Origin of the sequence: Pelagibacterium nitratireducens (assembly GCF_037044555.1) — a bacterium.
Taxonomy (GTDB): Bacteria; Pseudomonadota; Alphaproteobacteria; order Rhizobiales; family Devosiaceae; genus Pelagibacterium; species Pelagibacterium nitratireducens.
Window position 1 is genome coordinate 971,339 of record NZ_CP146275.1, and the last position, 19,838, is coordinate 991,176.

Genomic DNA, 19,838 nt, shown 5'->3' on the forward strand with positions numbered 1-19,838 from the left:
GATGATCGAGAATGCCCGCTCCCTCAACATCGCGGCCAGCGCGCTGCTGCTTGCCGGCATGATCTACATTCTGGGCCCGCTCTACATCACGTTGATGACCGCGAGCCAGAGCTATCAGTATGTGGTGTCCAACGGCGTTGCGTTGATCCCCGGCGATCAGCTGCTTGCCAATGTGGTCCGGATCTTCACCGAAACCCGCATTCCCATCCAGCTTGCCAACAGCCTGTTCGTCGCGCTGTTTCATGCGGTTGGCGTGTGTGCGCTGTCATTTCTTGCGGCTTTTGCCATCGTCTATTTCCGCATTCGCTATGGGACGATGATTTTCGCGGTGATCCTTGCGACCAATTTTCTGCCGCTCGAAACACGGGTGATCACCACCTACCAGGTGGCTGCCAATATCTTTTCGCCCATCAACGCCCTGTTCGACGTCACCGGTCTGACAAACCTCTTTGTCGCAGTCCTGGGGCACCCGGTCCAGTTCGAGCTGAGCCTGCTCGACACCCATATCGGGCTGGTGCTTCCGATCATGGCGACCGGCACGGGGACCTTCCTGTTCAGGCAGTATTTCCGCTCCATGCCCGCCGACCTCGTCAAGGCGGCCAAGATGGATGGTGCCGGACCGGTGCGTTTCATGTGGGATATCCTGCTGCCGCTAACCAAAACGCCGCTGCTGGCATTGTTCATCATGATGTTCCTGAGCGGGTGGACCACCTATTTGTGGCCGCTGGTCGCTTCCTCGACACCGGATATGCAGACCGCCGTTGTCGGGCTCGCGCGGCTCTCACCCGACAGCTCGGGTGAAATTCCCGATTATCCCCTGATCATGGCCGGCGCCGTCGTCGTGTGCATCCTGCCGCTGCTCATGGTGGCCATGCTGCAGCGCTTTTTGGTGCAAGGCCTCGTTCTTACGGAGAAATAATGTGACCGAACTCGCAACCACCCTGCGAGCGGCTGCCTCGCGCATCCAGCTCGACGCAATAAGCAAAAGCTATGAGACCAATGAGGTCATTCCCTCGATGTCGGTCGAACTGGCCGCAGGCGAGTTCACGGTCATCCTGGGGCCCTCGGGATGTGGAAAGTCGACGCTTTTGCAGATGATTGCCGGGCTTGAAAAGGTGTCGAGCGGCAAGATCCGCATCGGCAGCCAGGAGGTGCAGGATCTCGAACCCAAGCGGCGCGGTTGTGCCATGGTGTTTCAGAACTACGCGCTCTATCCCCATATGAGCGTGCGCGAAAACATCGCCTACAGCCTCAAGGTTGCCGGTATCCCCAAGACCGAGCGCACGGAGCGCGTCAGGGCCGTGGCGGCCATGCTGGCGCTTTCCGACTATCTCGATCGTCGCCCCGGCCAGCTTTCGGGCGGACAGCGTCAACGGGTTGCCATCGGGCGGGCGATCGTACGGGAGCCGGCGGTGCTGCTCTTTGATGAGCCGCTGTCCAATCTTGACGCCAAGCTGCGCCACGAGATGCGGATCGAGCTGGCCGAGCTTCACCGCAGGATCGGCGCGACCACTGTTTTCGTTACGCACGATCAGGCCGAAGCGATGACGTTGGCGGACCGCATACTGGTCATGAACAAGGGCCAGATCGAACAATTCGATACACCCAGGCAGGTCTATGGCAATCCAGCCTCGACCTTTGTCGCCGGGTTCATCGGGTCTCCGCCCATGAACATCTTTCGCGTTCGAGGCGACGGCGCCAAGCTGTGTCTCGAAAATGGTGAAGCCGTGATGCCGTCATCGACGACGGGCGACGTGCTGCTCGGGATCCGCCCCGAACACGTTGCCATCGATGCGCAGGGATCCTCGTTTCCCACCTTCAGGGCACGCATCGACTATCGCGAGCATCTGGGTTCCCACGAAATCTTGAATGTCTCGCTGGCGTCGGGCGAAACCTTCACCATCGCCACCCAGCTCGGCGACGAACTCGGTTACGGTCGGACCGAACTCGAACTCCAATTTCCCCCCGAGCACATTCATCTCTTCGATGTGCAGACGGGCAAATCCCTCTCAGTCAAAAAGAAAGTCAATTGAGTGTCAGACTACGTCGATTTCATCAGCGGTTCGGACCGCGACTGCGCTATCGTTGCTCACCGTGGCGCCTGGCATGGTGCGCCTGAGAACAGCATTCCTGCCATCGAGGCGGCGATTGAAAACGGCTACGAGATCGTGGAAATCGATGTCCGCAGGAGCGCCGACGGGCAGCTGTTCCTGCTGCATGACGACACGCTCGAGCGCATGGCCGGCATAGCGCGCATGCCTGAGGAATTTACCCTGGCAGAACTTGGAGCCATCACGCTGCGAAATGCCGACGGTGGCACAGGGGCTGCCATGACGGCCTATACGGTTCCCAGCCTCGCGCAGGTGTTCGAGACAACGCGCGGGCGGATATTCATCGACCTCGATCTCAAGGATCTCTCGTTGTTTGAAGATGCTGCCGCCCTTGCAAGACAGATGGGCGTTTCACGCCAAGTCGATCTCAAGGCCGATGTGGATACCGAGGCCGAAATGAGATGGGTGCGGGCTCATATAGAGGGCAGCGACGTTCCGTTCATGGCCAAGGCGCGTTTCCTCAACGGGCAAGGCGACGAGAGCGCTCGCAACGTCATCGCATCGGGCGCATTCATGTGCGAGGCCAAATTTTCCGATCTGACAGCGCTGGCCGAGCAGGCCGAGCGGCTCAACAGCGCGGGCATACCGGTTTGGGTCAATACCCTCGATCCGGTCAATTCGGCAGGGTTCAGGGACAGCGAGGCCCTGCGCCATCCCGATGGTATCTGGGGCAAGCTGATCGCTGCAGGGGTCAGTATCATACAGACCGACGAGCCCAAGGCATTGCAAGCGTATCTGCGGGGGGCCTCTTGAGCATGATCGTGGACAATAGCGCACTGGAGGCCGTTCTTGCCGGTTTGGCCGAGGTGGGGCGGAAGATCGTTATCCCCGGCTTTACCGGGCGTGCCGATCTCGGCATCAGGGCAAAGGCCGACGAATATGATTTGGTGACCGATGCGGACGAAGCGGCCGAAGAGCTGCTTTCCCGCGCCCTTGAAAGGGTGTTCCCGGGGGGTGTGGTCGTGGGCGAGGAGGGCGTGGCGGCCGATCCGGCTGTGCTTTCGGGCCTGGCGGGTGCGGAGATCGGCATCCTTATAGACCCGATCGACGGGACCTGGAATTTCGCCAATGGCGTCCCGATCTTCGGCATGATGGTGGCAATAACCCATTTTGGCCGCACCATCGCTGGGGCTATCCACTATCCACTCACCGGTGATTTCATTTATGGGCGGGCGGACAAGGGCGCCTTCTACCGAGCGCACGACGGAGCCGAGGCTCCGCTCAGGGTTGCGGCGGCGCGCGCCGTCGAGGACATGTCGGGCTTTGTCGCCCAGCCGCTTTTTCCCAAGCACGAACAGCTTGACCTGGCCAGGCGCTCGGCACGGTTCCAGCGGACCACCAATTTTCGCTGCTCGGCCTACGAGTATCGGCTGATCGCCCAGGGAAGCCTGCATTTTTCGCTCAATGCCGGCCTCAAGCCCTGGGATCACGCCGCCGGCGTGCTGATCCACCAGTTGGCGGGCGGTCACGCCGGCCTGCTCGGTGGGCAGGATTATCATCCTGGCGAGACTGAGGGATATCTCCTCCTTGGTCCGGACCCGGAAAGCTGGCAAACATTGCGCGAGGTCTTTACCGGTCAAGGCTAGGCTGAGCGCAAATGCCGCCGCTGGGAAGGCACAAACAGCATCCGGTCCCGAGCGCGCCACGGGCTACCTTGTGCAAGGTGGCTTGCGTTACGATTTTTTATTGCAAGTAAACTTGCACCGTGGTATCAGGCTCCTCAGGAGGAGCGATGTCGATACTCGAACGCGTGCAATCGGTGGCGGAAGATTTGACCCGGGCAGAGCATCTGCTTGTGCGGGAGATCATCGCCAAGCCGCGTGATGTCGCTCTTGGAACGGCATCGAGTCTAGCACAACGCACCGGCGTGCACGAGGCTACTGCGTCTCGTCTGGCAAAGAAACTGGGATTTCAGAGCTATGCTGGATTTCGCGATGCCATTCGCGAGGAGTTCATCGTCAAGGCCGATCCCGCCTTGCGCGTGCGCAATACCCTGGAAGCCACTGGGGATGGCGATCTGCTCGGTGAACTGATTGCGCGGGAGATCGAAGCGCTCACGGCGTTGCCAAGCTATCTCGACTCAAACCGGATTGCCGAGGCAGCGCAGTTGCTCACCGGCGCCCGGCGCATCTTTATCTTTTCGCGCGGCAACGCCGTGACGCTCTCGGTCATGCTCGAGCGACGGCTGCTACGCATGGGTGCGGATGTCGAGGTTCTCTCGGGCGATGGACGGGACCTGGCCGAACAGGTTCTCGGTCTGGGGAGCGAGGATGTGGTGGTGGCCTTCGTCTTTCGGCGCCAACCGCGCCATTATGCGCCGCTGATCGAGCGGGCGCACAAGGTGGGTGCGCGGACGCTGGCGGTTTCGGGTTCGCTGGGACCGGCTCTCACACCAGCGCCCAATCTGTTGCTCTCGGCACCGCGGTCAGGCTCCAATGACAGCTTCCAGACGCTGACCGTGCCGATGGCCATTACCAATGCCCTGGTTCTGACAATGGCAAAGATGAACCGGGATACGACGCTCGAGCGGCTGGAGACGCTGGGCGAACTTATCAGCGATTTCGAGTCGCGCTAGCGGCAAGCGGTGTGGAGGAGGACGCCGGAATTTCGCACGCCAAGTTTCTGCAAGTTAAATTGCACGTCATGCAGATGTTGCAATTATGTGTGCACGAGGAGGGGCCGGCAATGCCGGACCGCAACCAACCGGAGGACAGGACACATGACCCTCAAGCAGATTTTTCTCTCATCGGCCGCTATCGGCCTTTTGGCTGCGCCAGCCCTGGCGCAGGATCTCGATACCATGAGTGCCCAAGAACTTCTGCCGCTGGCGCAGCAGGAAGGAACCGTTACGGTCTATTCCTTCACAAGCCGCATCGCGGCGGTCGAGGCCGCATTCGAAGCGAAATATCCCGGCATCGACCTGGTGGGCTATGACGCCAGTTCCACCGAGCAGATTGCCCGGCTGCGCGCTGAATCGGCGGCTGGCATCGCGTCTGCCGATGTCGTCTATATTTCCGATGCTCCCGTGGTTCTCACCGAACTTCTCGAGACCGGGCTGATCGAAGCCTATGTGCCGCCCCGGGTGGCCGATCGTGTTCCCGATGAGTTTTCCACGCCAGTTCTCGCCCAGCGGCTTTCCACCAAGGTCCTGATGTATAATGAGCAAGCCCATCCCGATGGCGCGCCGGTCGATAGCCTTTGGGACCTGACCCGCCAAGAGTGGAGCGGTCGCGTCGTGATGGTCGATCCGCTGCAGCGGGGTGACTATCTCGATCTCATGGTTGAGTTCGTGCTCCGCTCCGATGACATGGCAGCGGCCTACGAAGCAGAGTTCGGCGAACCGATCGCGCTCGATTCCGGAATCGAAAATGCCGGCATGCAGTTCATCACCGATCTGTTCGCCAACGACGTCGTGCTGGTGTCGTCAACCGACGACGTCAACGCCGCAATCGGCTCGCTTGACCAGGCCCACCCGCCGATCGGCTTTACGTCCTATTCGGATCGCCGAGACAATGAAGACGAAGGCTGGGCGCTCCAAGTCGCCAATGACGTCGCGCCGTCCAACGGCATCATCTTCCCCGCGTTGCTAACGCTCGCGGCCGAAGCCGAACATCCCGCAGCAGCGAGGCTGGCCATCGACTTCCTGATGGGCGACGACAGCGAGACCGGTGGCGAAGGCTTCGCGCCGTTCTACGTGGCGGGTGACTATGCCACGCGCACCGATATCGTCAGCCATCCTGACGCCGTCCCGCTCGAAGACTTTACCGCGTGGCGTATTGATCCCGCTGCAACCGCGGAAATCCGTCAGGATGTGGCCGATATGGTCCTCATCCTGCAATAATTGAAAACCGCATCGGCCCCGGCGGTTAATCTGCCGGGGCGCTCAAACGGAAACCGTTCATGACCACTTTTTCCTCTCTTGCTGGGCGGGCACGCTACGCTGTGCCGCAAGGCCTGCCGCTCAAGCTCGGCGTTCTTCTGGTTATTGGTGCGCTCATTGCCGGACCGCTGCTGCGTATTCTGTTCGAAACGCTGGCGCCGCAAACCATTGCCGCCTGGAGCGATGTCGTTGTCAGCCCGCTCTCGCGCAATCTGTTGTGGGTGCCGCTCACCAACACGCTGATCCTGGGCGTCGGCGTGGCCAGCGGATGCGTTCTGATCGGGGGCTTTCTGGCCTGGCTGGTGGTGATGACGGATGTCCCCTTCCGACGCACGATCGGACTTTTGGCGACGCTCCCCTTCATGATTCCGAGCTTTGCCACGGCCCTGGCCTGGGGCACGTTGTTCCGCAACAGCCGGGTGGGCGGGCAGACCGGGTTTCTCGAAGGGCTGGGGCTGGCCGTCCCGGACTGGCTCAGCTGGGGCATGGTCCCCACCTTCATCGTTCTCACCGCGCATTACTATTCGCTGGCATTCACCGTGATCGCTGCCGCCCTTGCCACCGTCAATTCCGATCTGGTCGAGGCCGCCCAGATGACGGGCGCGAAACGCGGGCGCATCTTTGCCGGCATCATCTTGCCCGTCGCTCTGCCAGCCATCGTTTCTGGCGCTTCGCTGACCTTTGCCGGGGCCGTATCCAATTTTGCCGCGCCGGCACTTCTGGGGCTGCCAGTGCGCATGCAGACCATGGCCACACGCCTGTTCGGCATGATCGAAATCGGCCAGACGGCGCGCGGCTATGTCATCGCAATTCTCCTGATCGTCGTCTCGGCGTTCTTTTTGTGGTTCGGAAACAAGGTTATCTCCGGTCGGCGCTCCTATGCCACGATTACCGGCAAAGGTGGACGTGCCAAACGGTTCGAACTCGGCGCCGCCCGGTTGCCTATGTTCGCCATTGCAGTCCTGATCTGCGCCCTGACCACAATCGTGCCCGTGTTGGTGCTCATCGCGTCTTCGTTGGCACCGAGTTCGTCGTCGCTCTTTTCGGGCTGGACGCTGCATTACTGGCTCGGTGCGTCCAATCCCGCCATTGCCCAGGGCCAGGCCGGGGTTTTCCATAACCCCTTCATCGTTTCGGCCACCTCGACAACCATCAGCCTTGGTCTGGTCGTTGCCGTCACCGGGTCGATCCTTGGGCTCATGATCGCCTTTACTCTGGCGCGCTACCGCACGGGCTTTTTGTCGGGCGTGATCAATCAGCTGGCGTTTCTCCCCCTGCTGGTGCCCGGCATTGCCTTTGGTGCCGCCTATATCGCACTTTTCGGCGCGCCCATCGGGCCGTTTCCCGCGCTCTATGGCAGCTTTGCTCTGCTGGTCATTGCGGGCACCGCCTATCTCGTGCCGTTCTCGGTGCAGACGGGCAGGGCCGTGATCCAGCAGGTCTCGGGCGATCTCGACGAAAGTGCGCGTCTGACGGGGGCGGGCTTTTTCCGACGGCTTTCGGCGATCACCATTCCGCTCGCCAGCCGTGGCCTGGCGGCAGGCGCGATCATCATCTTCGTGAAAATCATGCGCGATCTCTCGCTGGTGGTGCTGCTCTTTACGCCAACCACTCCGGTGCTCTCGGTCCTCGCTTATCGCTATGCATCGGAAGGCTTCACCCAGTTCGCCAACGCCATAACCGTCGTCATCCTCATCATCTCCATTGCAGCCACGCTGCTCGCCAACCGGTTGCAGACCAAGTCGCAGCCCTGGCTCAAGAACTAGGCCGCCTGCCATGATCACTATTTCCAATCTCACCAAGTCATTCGGCGACTTCGATGCCGTGAAATCGGTCAGCCTTTCGGTGCCCGAGGGGTCCTTCCTGGTCCTGGTCGGGCCGTCCGGGTGCGGCAAGTCCACGATGCTACGCATGCTGGCGGGCCTTGAAAAGCCGAGCGGAGGAACGATTTCGTTCGGGGAAAAGACCGTATCGGATGGCGAACGCGGGTGGACCATCGAGCCGGCGCAGCGCGACACCGGGCTGGTGTTCCAGTCTTACGCGCTCTGGCCGCACATGACAGTAGCCGGCAATGTGGAATGGCCGCTCAAGGTGGGAAAGATGCAACCGGCCGAGCGCAAGGCCCGGGTCAACGAGGTGCTCTCCCTGCTGGGCATCGAGATGCTCTCGCATCGCTATCCCAACGAGATTTCCGGCGGGCAGCAGCAGCGCGTGGCGATCGCGCGCATGATCGCGCCCAAGCCGAAAATCCTTTTGTTCGATGAGCCCCTGTCCAATCTCGATGCCAAGCTGCGGGTCGAGATGCGGACCGAATTGTTGCGTGTCCATCGCGCCACCGGGGCGACCTCGATCTATGTCACCCACGATCAGGTCGAAGCCATGACCATGGCCAGCCATGTCGCCGTCCTCAAGGATGGCGAGGTCGAGCAGTTTGGCGCGCCCCAGGATCTTGTCGCCGAGCCTCGAACGGCGTTCGTTGCCACTTTCGTTGGCACCCCGCCCGCCAATCTCGTTCCGGTTGAACCACTCGGGCAGGCCATCGCGGTTGCCGGAGAAGCCATGGGGCCGACATTCGCGCTCGAGCGTCCGGCGCTGGCCATGTTCCGGCCCGAGGACCTCTCGGTCTCAGATGTTGCCGGTCCCCGCGCGATCGCCATGGAATTTGCCGAAGCGAGCCCGGTTGCCGGGCGTGTGATGGTGACTGGAACGCGCAGCGATCTGCGGCTCACGGCAGTCGTTGACCGGGCACCAAGGTTCGCGCCGGGAGACGCCGTTTATTTCACCCTTCCTGAGACACCGTCTGCCCTGTTCACCCTTCAGGGGGAGCGTATTGCATGAAGCGGCTGATGATTGTCAGGCACGGAGAATCCGAGTGGAATGCCAGCCGCCGTCTGCAGGGACAGGCCGATATCGAACTTTCGGACAAGGGGCGAGAGCAGGCGCTGGCACTCAGAGCGACCGTTGAAGCGCTTAACCCGGACACATCAATCACCTCCGATCTCAAACGGGCGATCGAAACGGCCAGGCTTCTGGGAATAGAAGCGCCTTTGACCAACCCTGCACTGCGCGAGATCGATGTTGGCGAATGGACGGGACGCGCCATTGCCGATATCCGCGCCGATGATGCCGAAGGCTATCAGGGTTGGCGGTCGGGGACGGTGACCCCCAAGGGTGGTGAAAAGTGGAGCGAATTCGTTTCCCGCACCAGCACGTGCGTCATGACCAGCCTGCAGGCAAGCGATCGCCTGCTGGTGGTATGTCATGGCGGGGTCATTCGCGCACTTCTCGAAAAGCTTATCGACCTGCCTCCTCAGCGGATCATCCCCGTCGGGCCGGCGAGCCTGACCGTTCTTGCCGAACGCCCGTCCGGATCGGGCAGCATGCGGCTGGAATTGTTCAATTATTCGCCTCTGGGTCCGGTGCTTGATGCTCCGGACTGAGCCGAACGGCTAGAGCGTGTCCAGCAAAAGTGGAAACGGTTTTGCGGTTCGGACACGCGACGAAATTAAGGACTTAGCCAAGGATTTGATTCAATCAAATCCTTGGCTCTAAAGACCAATTCCTGGTCCTGCGCTCATGGGCGCCGCCGACCCCAGAGCGACTATTGGTTGGACACAGCTTGCGAGAAGACCTGGTTGTCGGTGCGGCGGCCTGCGACGGGGGCGAGCAGGAAGCCGACGGCAAGAATGGGCAGGAGCGCCGCAAAAACGATGCGCAGGCCGACGGCTTCCGCCACGAAGCCGAAAAGTGCCGGCACGCCGAAGGTGGCAATGAGAGCGACCATTGAGAGCGCTGCCATGTTTTCGGCCGTGGAGCGGCCAGGAAGATGGGAGACGACGGAAACGCTGATCGGGGCGTTCAAGGCCACGCCGGCTCCCAGCATCGCAAGCGCAAGGCCCGCCTGTATCGGCCCTGAACTCATGAGCAGCACTGCGATGCCGCATGCGCACATGAGCACATTTCCGCGGACGAGCGTTGTATTGGAAAAGCGCATGCGCAAACCATCGCCCATCATGCGCGTGACGCCCATCCCGATGGTAAACGCCGCAAAGACGTAGCCAGCCGTGGAGGGGGCCGATCCGATCACGTCCTGCATGTAAAAGATCGACCAGTCATAGACGGTCCCCTCGGTCAGCCCAATACCAACTGTCATGGCAAAGATGAGCAGAATGGCTCTGCCGGGTATGGCAAAAGCCGGCCGCTTGAGGCCGGCGGTGGGCAATGTCGGATAATCGCGCGGCGCCACTGCCCAAAACACCACCATCAGGAGCGCGACAACCGCGCTGGCGATGATCTGGTGCCACAGCGGTGTGGCGCCGCTCCCCGCCAAAATGCCCGCGGCGAGCGACCCCACGAACAGACCCACCGACCAGAAACCATGGCTACGCGAAAGCACCGAAACGCCGGTGCGACGCTCGATGCCGAGCGCCACCATGTTCTGTGCCACTTCCAGGACCGTGCGAACGAAGCTGTAGCTGGCGAAAAGCAAACCGGCGGCCAGGCCGGGCACCAGCGCGAAAAACGGCATCATCAGCGCATTGACCAACAGCATGACCGGCGCGGCGACATGGGGACCCAGCCGGTCGTTGAGCCGACCGGCGATGGGAAGGGCGAGAACCGTGCCGATCGGGAGGCCGAGCAGCGCCAGGCCGAGCCCGGCCTTGTCGAGGCCGGCGGCACCGGAAATCTCCGGCAAGCGTGTAAACAGCGTGATGTGCATCAACGCATTGGAAAAAAACAGCAAAGCTGGCGCCAAAAGGGCGGTCATGGTGATGATACTCGATGAAGCCGAGGCGACTAGGCGGCCCGGACGGGCGAAATGAGGGCGAGTTCTTCGGCTCTGTGACAGGCCACCGGCTGTCTTCGTCCGTGTCCGTTCAACTGCGGCAGGACTGTGCGGCAAATCTCGACCGCATAGGGGCAGCGATTGGCAAACGCGCAGCCGGACCGGCTCGCGCCACCCGAAGGGGCGTGGCCCTCGATATGGCTGGTCGCCTTGGTGAGCCCTCGACGCGCCTTGCCCGGGATGGCGGCAAGTAGAGCCTCGGTATAGGGATGACGAGGCGCCTGGAAGATCTGCGCGGTGCGCCCGATCTCGACAATACGCCCCGCATACATCACCGCAACGCGATCGGAGATGTTGGCGATGACGCCCAGATCGTGCGACACGAACAGATAGGTCAGGCCGTGCTGGCGCTGCAGGCGCTTCATCAGATTGATGATCTGGGTCTGGACCGACACGTCGAGCGCAGAGACCGCCTCGTCGGCAATCACCAATTGAGGATCGGAGGCCAGGGCTCTTGCAATGGCCACACGCTGGCGCTGGCCGCCGGAAAAAGCGTGCGGATAGCGACCCGCATAGTCCGGGCTCAACCCCACTTCGAGCAGCAGGGCCTCCACTTTGGCGTCCATTTCAGCCCGGGACATGCTGGTGTTGACTTCGAGCACTTCGGCGATGATGTCGCGTACGCGTAATCTGGGATTGAGCGATCCGGTCGGATCCTGAAACACCATGCGAATGTCGCTGCGCATCTTGGCGGCCGCGCCGCCGCGTGCCGAGAGGACGTCGATGGGTGCTGCATCGGCGTCGGGCCGGAAGCTCACAGTGCCGTTGTCGGCTCTGTGAATGCCGATCAGCGTCTGCGCCAGCGTGGATTTCCCGCATCCGCTTTCTCCGACCAAACCCAGCGTTTCACCCTTGTCTATCGTCAGGCTCACATCTTCCACCGCTCGGACGTGGCCCACGACGCGTTCGAGAAAGCCGGCCCGGATTGGAAAGGCTTTCGAGAGACGTTCGACGGTCAACAGCGGTAGTGCGCCATCGGGTTTGGCTCGCACCGGGATTTCGCGGGCATTTTCGACCGGGCGAGGTTTGTGGGTTGCAAAGGCGTTCCTGGCGCCGTCATAGGCATGACAGGCGACCTTGTGGGAGGGCCCGGCGTGGCTGTATTGGGGCATTTGGGCGTCGCAGACCCCGGGGATCACCTGGCTGCACCGCGTGTGGAACGGGCAACCGGCGGGCCGGTTGGCAGGCGTGGGCACCATGCCGCGAATTGCGGTGAGCGGAGCGGTATAGTCCCCGTCCAACCGCGGCATCGAATTGAGAAGGCCGCGCGTATAGGGATGCTGAGGATTGCCCAGGACCTCATCGACCGGACCCTGTTCGACGATCTTGCCCAGATACATGACCGCCACCTCGTCGGCGATTTCCTCGACCACGCCCAGGTCGTGGGTGATAAAGAGGACCGACATGTCGTTTTCGCTCTGCAGATGGCGCAGAAGGTCCAGAATATTGGCCTGGGTGGTGACATCGAGCGCGGTGGTCGGCTCGTCGGCAATCAGCAGTTTGGGACGGGTTACCAGAGCCATGGCAATCATGGCGCGCTGGCGCTGGCCGCCCGAAAGCTGGAAGGTGTAGCGGTCGAATTTTTCCTCCGGGTCGGGCATGCCGACCTGGCGCAGTGTTTCGATTCCGATCCTGCGGGCCTCGGCCTTGCCGATCCTGCGGTGCAGCGTCAGCCCCTCGCTGATCTGGTTGCCGATCGTATAGAGCGGCGACAGAAAACTCATCGGCTCCTGATGGATCATGGCGATTTCACCGCCCCGGATGGCGCGAAGCGTCTTGTCGTTTTCGGCCAACGCCACAAGGTCGGTAGGGCCGCCCTCACCATCCAGCACGATCGATCCCGAGGCGATAAAGCCCGGCTGTTCGACGACCCGCAACAGGGCCTTGGCGGTCACCGATTTGCCGCATCCGCTTTCCCCGACAAGGCAGAGGGTCTTGCCGCGGGGGATATCGAGGGAAATGCCGTCGACAACGCGGATCGTGTGTTTGTGCAGCGCAAAATCGACCGAAAGATTGTCGATGGCGATGAGGGGTTTGGAGCCGGACATGGGCGGGCCTAGTTCTGGTAGGGGTCGGCGGCGTCGCGCAGGCCGTCACCGAGGAAATTGAGAGAAAGCACTGCGATGATGACGGCAGCGCCGGGCAGCATGAGCCAGGGCGCACCGGCAATGGTGCGGACATTCTGGGCCTCCTGGAGCAGCACGCCCCAGCTGACGATGGGCTGGCGCAGGCCGATGCCGATATAGCTCAGCGCGGTTTCGGCCAGGATCATCGATGGGATGGCCAGGGTCACCACCGCAATGATGTGGCTCATGAAACTGGGCAGCATGTGACGGAACAGGATGCGGAACGTCGATGCGCCGTCCAGCCGCGCCGCCTTGACGAAATCGTCCCCGCGCATCGAGAGAAACCGTCCACGCACCACCCGCGCCAGCCCGGTCCAGCCAATCACCGAAAGGATGATGGTGATCATGAAATAGACCTGTAGCGGTGGCGTATCGAGCGGAATGGCCGCCGCCAGCCCGATCCACAACGGGATCGAGGGGACGGACTGGATGAACTCGATCAGCCTCTGGATGATGTTGTCGGTGACCCCGCCGAAATAGCCCGAAATTCCGCCGATCAGGATGCCGAAAAACAGGCTCAGCCCCACCCCGATCAGCCCGATGGTCATGGAAATGCGGGCGCCGTGGATGGTCCGTGTGAGAATATCGCGTCCGAGACGGTCTGCGCCCACGAGATAGAATGGCGCGTCTTTTTCGAGCGTACCGAACAGGTGGATATCGGTCGGGACAAGGCCGAAAAGGCGATAGGGCTCGCCCGATACGAACAGCCCGACCTCATGGATTTCATCCTCGCTCGTTTCAAAGACCCGGCGACCGGAATCGTAATCGATAACGGAATTGTAAGCCCGGACGTGAGGCCGGAAGACTGTTCCTTCCTCGGTCTCGAGCAGGAAATGGATCGGCTGAGGCGGGGCATAAGTGTATTGTGCGTTGTAAACTTCCGGCCCGGTGGGCGAGAAGAACTCGGGCGCCGCAGCGATGATATAGAGCAGGATCACCACCACCCCGCCCGCCAGCCCGAGCTTGTGGCGGGCGAACTTGCGCCACATCAGCGACCACTGGCCCTCATAGGCGGTGCGGTCGATGGCGGCGCTGCTGGCGTCGATATCGGCTTTTGTGGCGGTATCGGGAAGGGCGTGGTCCTGGCCGAAGGGAAGCGTGCTCATGTCTCTTATCCTTGGGCGTAGCGAATGCGGGGATCGAGCCAGGCGAGCAGCAGGTCCGAAACCAGCGTGCCAATCACTCCGAGCACCGAAAGCATCAGGATGAAACTTGCCGCCATGTGCATGTCCTGAGTCTGGAGCGCATCGAGCAACAGCGGTCCAGTGGTCTGCAGGCCCAGAACGATCGAGACGATGGTCGAACCCGAAACCAGGTCGACAAAGATGTCGTTCATGCCTGAAACGAACGGGTTGAGCGCCTGGCGGACCGGGTACTTTATCAGCAGCCGGGTTTCCCCCATCCCTTTGGAGCGCGCCGCCATAACATAGGGCTTGGGCAATTCATCGATCAGATTGGCGCGGATAGTGCGGATCACGCTCGCCGTGCCCGCGGTGCCCAGCACCACCATGGGAATCCAAAGATGGCCCAGAAGATCGAGGACACGGTCGATCGACCACGGTGCCTCGATATATTGCGGTGAAAACAGCCCGCCGACCGCCTGCCCGAAATGCGCGTAAGCGACGTACATCAAGACCAGCGCGAGCAGGAAATTGGGCACCGCAACGCCGAAAAAGCCCAGCGTGGTGAACACGTAATCCTGCAGCGAATAGCGCCGGACGGCCGAATAGATGCCGATTGGGATCGCAACGATCCAGATAAAGACCAGCGAGGCCAGTGACAGGATGGTCGTCAGACCCAGCCGCTGCCAGATGAGATCGGAGACCGGCATCTGCCAGGAGAACGAATAGCCGAAATCACCGCGGGTGATGATGTCGGTGATCCAGCGCCAGTATTGCATCAGGATGGGCTGGTTGAGGCCATAAGCCTCCCGCAGGGCGTCGATATCGGCCTGGGTCATGTAGTCGCCCCTTGAGGCTGCCTCGATGGCCATCCGATCCACAAAATCGCCCGGCGGCAGGGCGATCACGAAGAACGAAATGAGCGAAACCGCAATCAGGGTGGGAATGATGTAGACGATGCGGCGCAGAACGAAGCGGAGCATGGGGCGGTCTTTCGTAAGATCGGGATGGAGCGGCCCGCAAGGGCCGCTCCAAAGAGGATGGGTGCGCTCTTAGTCTTCGCGGTAGAAGAAGGCTTCAAAGTTTGCGGGCGCCGGACCGGGGTAGTACCAGCCCTCGATCAGCGGCTGGGGCACGTTGTGGATATCGTTGTCCACCGAGCGGTAGAACCCGCCAGGCGTAGCGATACCGATGGCGAGGAATTCTTCAGCCAGAAGGTCGTTGAATTCGTTCATCAGATCGGTCTGCTCGTCACCGACAGTGGTCGGGATCATGGCGCGCAGCTCGTAAAGGCGGGCGATATTGGCCGGCGGCTCGACCGGCTCGGTGCCTTCGGGAACGTCCACGGTCACGCCGAGGCGCTCCTGGTCCCAGGCCCGCCAATTGTCCCAATTGCCCCACTGGGTGGTGCCGCCGTCATTGATCAGCCGCGAGGCGTTGAGCAGCGGAAGCTGGCCACAGCCGTTTTCGCCAACCCAGACCACGGCATCGCGTTCGGGATCATTGACATAGGTGCCGTGCAGGTCGTTGGCGCGGTAGTCCATGGTCACATCGACGCCAGCTTCGCGCCATGTGCGTTCAACAAGCTGGAACACGTCGACCGTGTCGGGCTTGAAGTCGGCATTGATGCCCACGCGGAACGAGAAAGGCTCGCCATCGGGACCAAGACGCATGCCGTCCTCGCCACGCTCGGACATGACCCTGTCGAGATACTCGTTGGCCTGGTCCATGTCGAACTCGGTGTACTGGGTAGCCAGCTGTTCATTGTAGAACGGCGAGTTGGGCAGCGGAGCGGCCTGGAACGGTTCGCCCTGTCCGAGATAGACGACGTCGATGATTTCCGGGCGATTGATGGCGAGCGAAAGGCCGGCGCGGAAATCGTGGTTCTGGAACACTTCGGCCTTGGTCTCGTTAGGATGGTTCATCGAGAACCAGACGATGGCCGTGTTGAAGTCGCAGGTATCGGCAGTGACCAGGCGGTAATCGCCCTGTTCCTGACCGTCCACGAACACGGCGCGGTTCTGCGGGATCGAGACGTTACGTCCCGACATAGAAACGTCACCCTGGAGCGCTGCAAGCAGATCGACTTCGGCATCCTGGCTCAACGTCCATGTGTGGGCATCGAGATAGGGAAGCTGCTGGCATTCGGGATCGACCTTGAAGTAGTAAGGGTTGCGAACGAACGAGAAGCGCTGCTTGTCAGCATAAGGTTCGGTCGGGATCCAGGCGATGACCGAGGGACGCTCGGGATCGTTGAACTGGGCAGCGTCGTCATAGGATCCGACATTGGCGCGCCACCAGGCGGTGTAGTCGGTTTCGCCGTCTTCTTCCATCATCTCGGCTACGCCCTCGGGATTGAGGTCGATGTCGAACTGGGAAACGTAGTGCTCAGGGAACATCACGACGCGCTGGCCGTAAGGGGTGGCAAGCTGCTGGAGCAGGAGGCCGTAGGGCTGGGACCAGCTCATTTCCACTGTGTAGTCGTCGATGACAGTGAGGGTCATGGGCTCGCCGTTGACCACGAAGATATCACGCGGACCGCGGGGGTTGATCTTTTCGTTGGTCTCGACGTTTTCCCACCAGTAGCGGATATCGTCGGCGGTGAAGTCCTCGCCGTCGGACCATTTCATGCCTTCACGCAGATGGAAGGTATAGGTTGTGGCGTCTTCCGAGACGTCCCAGCCTTCTGCGACGCCGGGAATGACTTCCGAGCCATCGACACTCCAGCGCACCAGCGGCTCATAGCCGTAATGGCGCATGTCGGCGATGCGGCCGCCGCCCCAGCGATCCTGGAACTCGCCGCCATAGACGCCGATTTCGTCGGCCGGCTCGATCACCAGCGGGTGGAGCGGAAGGCGTTCGTCAACGGCAGGCAACTCACCCGCGGCCACCCGATCGGCGAGCTGGGGCGCCTGGGAATAGCTGGAGCATTGTGCGGCCGGCGTATCCTGCGCCAGTGCCGGAACCGCCGGAACTGCCGTCAACGCGGTGGCGGCGAGATAGCCCGCCATAATGGCTATAGTCGGTTTCTTGATCATGAGTCCTAACCCTTGTTTGACCCGTTGCATGGACGCGGGGGGCGCCGGCGGTTGAACTCCGATCCGGCACTCGCCCCATGAAGGACGGGTGCGGTTTAGCGCCCGGAGTTTGCGCAAGAGTGACGAAATCTTGAAAACGATTTCAAAAACGTGCTACGGCGAACATCGTGGATCACGATGGACCCTTGCATGGTTGTGTGAAGCTGTTGCGATGGCGGAGAGAGTGCTCGCATGATTACCATCAAGGATGTGGCGCGCGCCGCGCAGGTATCGATCGCCACGGTTTCCCGGGTCCTCAATGCCTATCCCCATGTGCGGCCGGAGGTGCGCGAGCGGGTGCAAAAGGCGATTGCCGAATTGGGCTATTCGCCCAATCGGCTGGCCACAAGCTTCAGAACGCAGCAATCGCGGGTGGTGGGCGTGTTCCTGCGCCAGCAACGCACGCCGTTTTCAAGCGCGCTGGCCTACGCTGTTGAAAGCGCCATCTTCGAAGCGGGCTACCGGGCACTTTTGTGCTCGACCGATGGGGATCCCGATCGCGAGGAAACCTATGTCGAATCCATGATCGAGTTGCGCGCCGAAGGTGTTGTCATCCGGCCCACCGGGTCGGCCGCCCGAACCGCCCGGCATGTTGCCCGGCTCAGAGAGGCGGGAATTTCCATCGTCTTTGCGGACATGAAACCGCCCATGACCCAGGTCAGTGCCGTTGTTTGCGACAATTATTCGGGCGGCTATGAAGGTATGCGGCACCTTTTGGGGCTGGGGCATCGCAAGATCGGCATCATCGCCGGATCGCGCGCCCAGGCCGGGGGCGCCAAGGGCAATGGCAATGTGGGCAGCGAGCGGATGCGCGGCATCATGCGCGCCTCCCAGGATCTGGCCGAAGGTGTCGAGCTGTTCTTTTCCGGACCGTTCGATGAGGCGACGCTGGAGGAGGGCGCGCGTCAGGCGGAGTATATCTTCGACAGCTATCCCGATGTCACAGCCCTGTTCGGCACCACGGACGTCCTGGCGATCGGCGCCATGCAGACCGCTCACCGGCGCGGCATGGCGGTTCCTGATGAAATCTCAATCCTTGGCTATGATGGCATCATGGAATCGGGGATTACCTTTCCCAGTCTGTCGACGGTGCGCCAGCCGATCCATGAAATGGGCACTCTGGCCGCTCAGACGCTTCTCCATCACATCCGAAATCCGCAGGCGTCCGCGCAACAGATCGTTCTGGAAAATTCGGTTCTCGTGCGCAATTCGACCGGGCCGGTCTCCGAGACGAGATGAAAAAATCGTCATATTTTGAAATCGTTTTCAAGACTTTCGTTACAGACCTGCCATCTGCTCCGCCTAAGCAGTCAGCACTTCGTCCGACTCAATGAGAACCTTCAAAAATGGCCTATGATGCGCGTTCCGCCGTTCCGGCGCTGCCCACCCCTTCCGACCTCGCGCTTGCACGCCAGCTTGCGCCGCGCATCCGGTTTGCCCGCAATGAGCCGTTTTATCCTTCAAAGGTCGGCGTGACGGTTCTCGATGCGCCCGGCCAGTCGCCTTCGGCGCCCCTTGCCGTCACTTTCGAGCCCGGCGTCAAAAAGGTGATCGAATACGCGATCTGGTGGGATTGGGATATCCAGCATCTCTACGAACTCGAGCACATCTGGCTCAAGCTCGATGCCAGTGACGCTGTTGTCGGCGTCGACGCCAGCGCCCATGGCAAGCTCTATCCCATGGTTTCGGCCGATGGGGCACTGCCGCTCGAAGAGGGGCGCGTTACCCTTTATTCCGAACCGGGAAAGCACGCCTTCCACGCCAGCGCCGATCCCATTGTTGAACGCCGCCAGTGGCTCACGGCAAGCTGCACCTCGATGACCAGTGCGGGTCACGTTCTGATCAATGCCATGTTCGAAGACGTGTTCGCCACGATAACCGCCCAGGACCACCGGGCTGTGCGCCGTTATCTCCAGAACCGCGCGTTCATGCCGGCATTCGATTTCAGCACTGCCTTCGACCTTTCCACCCTCGATCACATCTCCTGGCCCGACCTGCACGCCTTTATCTGCCAGCGCGTGCCTGAGGTGCTCGCCCAGGTGCGTGCCGACCAGCCGCTCATCAAGGCTGTCCTGCTCGACAGCGGCGACACTCTCGTCGATGAAGCAAGTGAGATTCGAGATAGCGATGGACACGTCATAGAGGCCGATCTCATTCCCGGCGCCATGGAAATGGTCGAAGCCCTGGCCCGCGAAGGCTATCGCATCGTGCTGGTCGCCGACGGATCGGTGAAGAGCTTTGCCAATATTTTGGGCGGCCACGGGGTTTCGGCGTATTTCGAGGCCGAAATCATCTCCGAAGCGCAAGGGTGCGAAAAGCCTGCCGCGAAGATGTTTCTTGCTGCGCTCGCGGCGCTGGGGATCGACCCGACCGATGCCGCCGAAACGGTCATGGTCGGCAATCACCTAGGCCGCGACGTCAAGGGCGCCAACGAGCTCGGGATCATCTCGATCTGGCAGAACTGGTCGCCCCGGCGCCACAAGACCCCCTTCGACGCCAGTGAGTTTCCCGCCTACACCATTTTCGCGCCGGGCGAACTCCCCACGCTGCTGGCGGAGATCGAGTGCGCCATGGGGCGCCGCTCCCGCAACCCGGCTATGGTCGATTTGCCGATGGGACTCGCAGACCGGGCAGTCCTCGAGGTTTAGCCTCGAGGACTGCCGAAATACCCAGGAGG

Annotated in this window: 16 protein-coding genes; 11 read left to right on the plus strand and 5 right to left on the minus strand. The window is 61.4% G+C overall.

Going from position 1 to position 19,838, the window contains the following annotated elements; all coding sequences use genetic code 11:
- Position 1 precedes the first annotated feature (1 nt).
- From V6617_RS04955 to V6617_RS04995, 9 genes are all read left to right on the plus strand, one after another.
- Positions 2–919, plus strand: a complete 918-nt coding sequence (locus tag V6617_RS04955) for an ABC transporter permease subunit (protein ID WP_338609525.1) — start codon at positions 2–4, stop codon at positions 917–919.
- A gap of 1 nt (position 920) precedes the next feature.
- The gene (locus V6617_RS04960; RefSeq protein ID WP_338609527.1) at positions 921–2,033 is read left to right on the plus strand and encodes a sn-glycerol-3-phosphate ABC transporter ATP-binding protein UgpC; all 1,113 of its coding nucleotides are present in this window, start codon (positions 921–923) and stop codon (positions 2,031–2,033) included.
- Entirely contained in the window at positions 2,034–2,864 is an 831-nt protein-coding gene (locus V6617_RS04965) for a glycerophosphodiester phosphodiesterase family protein (protein ID WP_338609528.1), read from the plus strand.
- A gap of 2 nt (positions 2,865–2,866) precedes the next feature.
- Positions 2,867–3,697, plus strand: coding sequence for an inositol monophosphatase (locus V6617_RS04970; RefSeq protein WP_338610638.1), 831 nt, complete (start codon positions 2,867–2,869; stop codon positions 3,695–3,697).
- A 146-nt stretch (positions 3,698–3,843) separates the two neighbouring features.
- On the plus strand, positions 3,844–4,686 hold the full coding sequence (locus tag V6617_RS04975) for a MurR/RpiR family transcriptional regulator (RefSeq protein WP_338609531.1): 843 nt from the start codon (positions 3,844–3,846) through the stop codon (positions 4,684–4,686).
- 144 nt (positions 4,687–4,830) lie between these two features.
- On the plus strand, positions 4,831–5,952 hold the full coding sequence (locus V6617_RS04980; RefSeq protein WP_338609533.1) for a substrate-binding domain-containing protein: 1,122 nt from the start codon (positions 4,831–4,833) through the stop codon (positions 5,950–5,952).
- A gap of 59 nt (positions 5,953–6,011) precedes the next feature.
- Positions 6,012–7,757, plus strand: a complete 1,746-nt coding sequence (locus V6617_RS04985; protein WP_338609535.1) for an iron ABC transporter permease — start codon at positions 6,012–6,014, stop codon at positions 7,755–7,757.
- 10 nt (positions 7,758–7,767) lie between these two features.
- On the plus strand, positions 7,768–8,829 hold the full coding sequence (locus V6617_RS04990) for an ABC transporter ATP-binding protein (protein ID WP_338609537.1): 1,062 nt from the start codon (positions 7,768–7,770) through the stop codon (positions 8,827–8,829).
- Positions 8,826–9,431 (plus strand): histidine phosphatase family protein, encoded by a 606-nt coding sequence (locus V6617_RS04995; protein WP_338609539.1) that lies wholly within the window; start codon positions 8,826–8,828, stop codon positions 9,429–9,431. The genes V6617_RS04990 and V6617_RS04995 overlap by 4 nt, the downstream gene beginning before the upstream one ends.
- A gap of 161 nt (positions 9,432–9,592) precedes the next feature.
- On the opposite strand, the gene V6617_RS05000 is transcribed toward V6617_RS04995, so the two are convergent.
- The 5 genes from V6617_RS05000 to V6617_RS05020 form a co-directional block, all read right to left on the minus strand.
- The gene (locus V6617_RS05000; RefSeq protein ID WP_338609541.1) at positions 9,593–10,759 is read right to left on the minus strand and encodes an MFS transporter; all 1,167 of its coding nucleotides are present in this window, start codon (positions 10,757–10,759) and stop codon (positions 9,593–9,595) included.
- 29 nt (positions 10,760–10,788) lie between these two features.
- Complete coding sequence (locus V6617_RS05005; RefSeq protein ID WP_338609542.1) at positions 10,789–12,885, minus strand: ABC transporter ATP-binding protein; 2,097 nt, start codon at positions 12,883–12,885, stop codon at positions 10,789–10,791.
- 8 nt (positions 12,886–12,893) lie between these two features.
- Positions 12,894–14,069: an ABC transporter permease gene (locus V6617_RS05010; RefSeq protein ID WP_338609543.1), complete on the minus strand. Its 1,176-nt coding sequence runs from the start codon at positions 14,067–14,069 to the stop codon at positions 12,894–12,896.
- Between the two features lie 5 nt (positions 14,070–14,074).
- Complete coding sequence (locus V6617_RS05015) at positions 14,075–15,067, minus strand: ABC transporter permease (RefSeq protein WP_338609545.1); 993 nt, start codon at positions 15,065–15,067, stop codon at positions 14,075–14,077.
- 69 nt (positions 15,068–15,136) lie between these two features.
- Positions 15,137–17,122: an ABC transporter substrate-binding protein gene (locus tag V6617_RS05020; protein ID WP_338609547.1), complete on the minus strand. Its 1,986-nt coding sequence runs from the start codon at positions 17,120–17,122 to the stop codon at positions 15,137–15,139.
- A gap of 231 nt (positions 17,123–17,353) precedes the next feature.
- Between V6617_RS05020 and V6617_RS05025 the strand changes: the two genes are divergently transcribed.
- Complete coding sequence (locus V6617_RS05025; protein ID WP_338609549.1) at positions 17,354–18,400, plus strand: LacI family DNA-binding transcriptional regulator; 1,047 nt, start codon at positions 17,354–17,356, stop codon at positions 18,398–18,400.
- A 107-nt stretch (positions 18,401–18,507) separates the two neighbouring features.
- Entirely contained in the window at positions 18,508–19,809 is a 1,302-nt protein-coding gene (locus V6617_RS05030; protein WP_338609551.1) for an HAD family hydrolase, read from the plus strand.
- Positions 19,810–19,838: the final 29 nt, after the last annotated feature.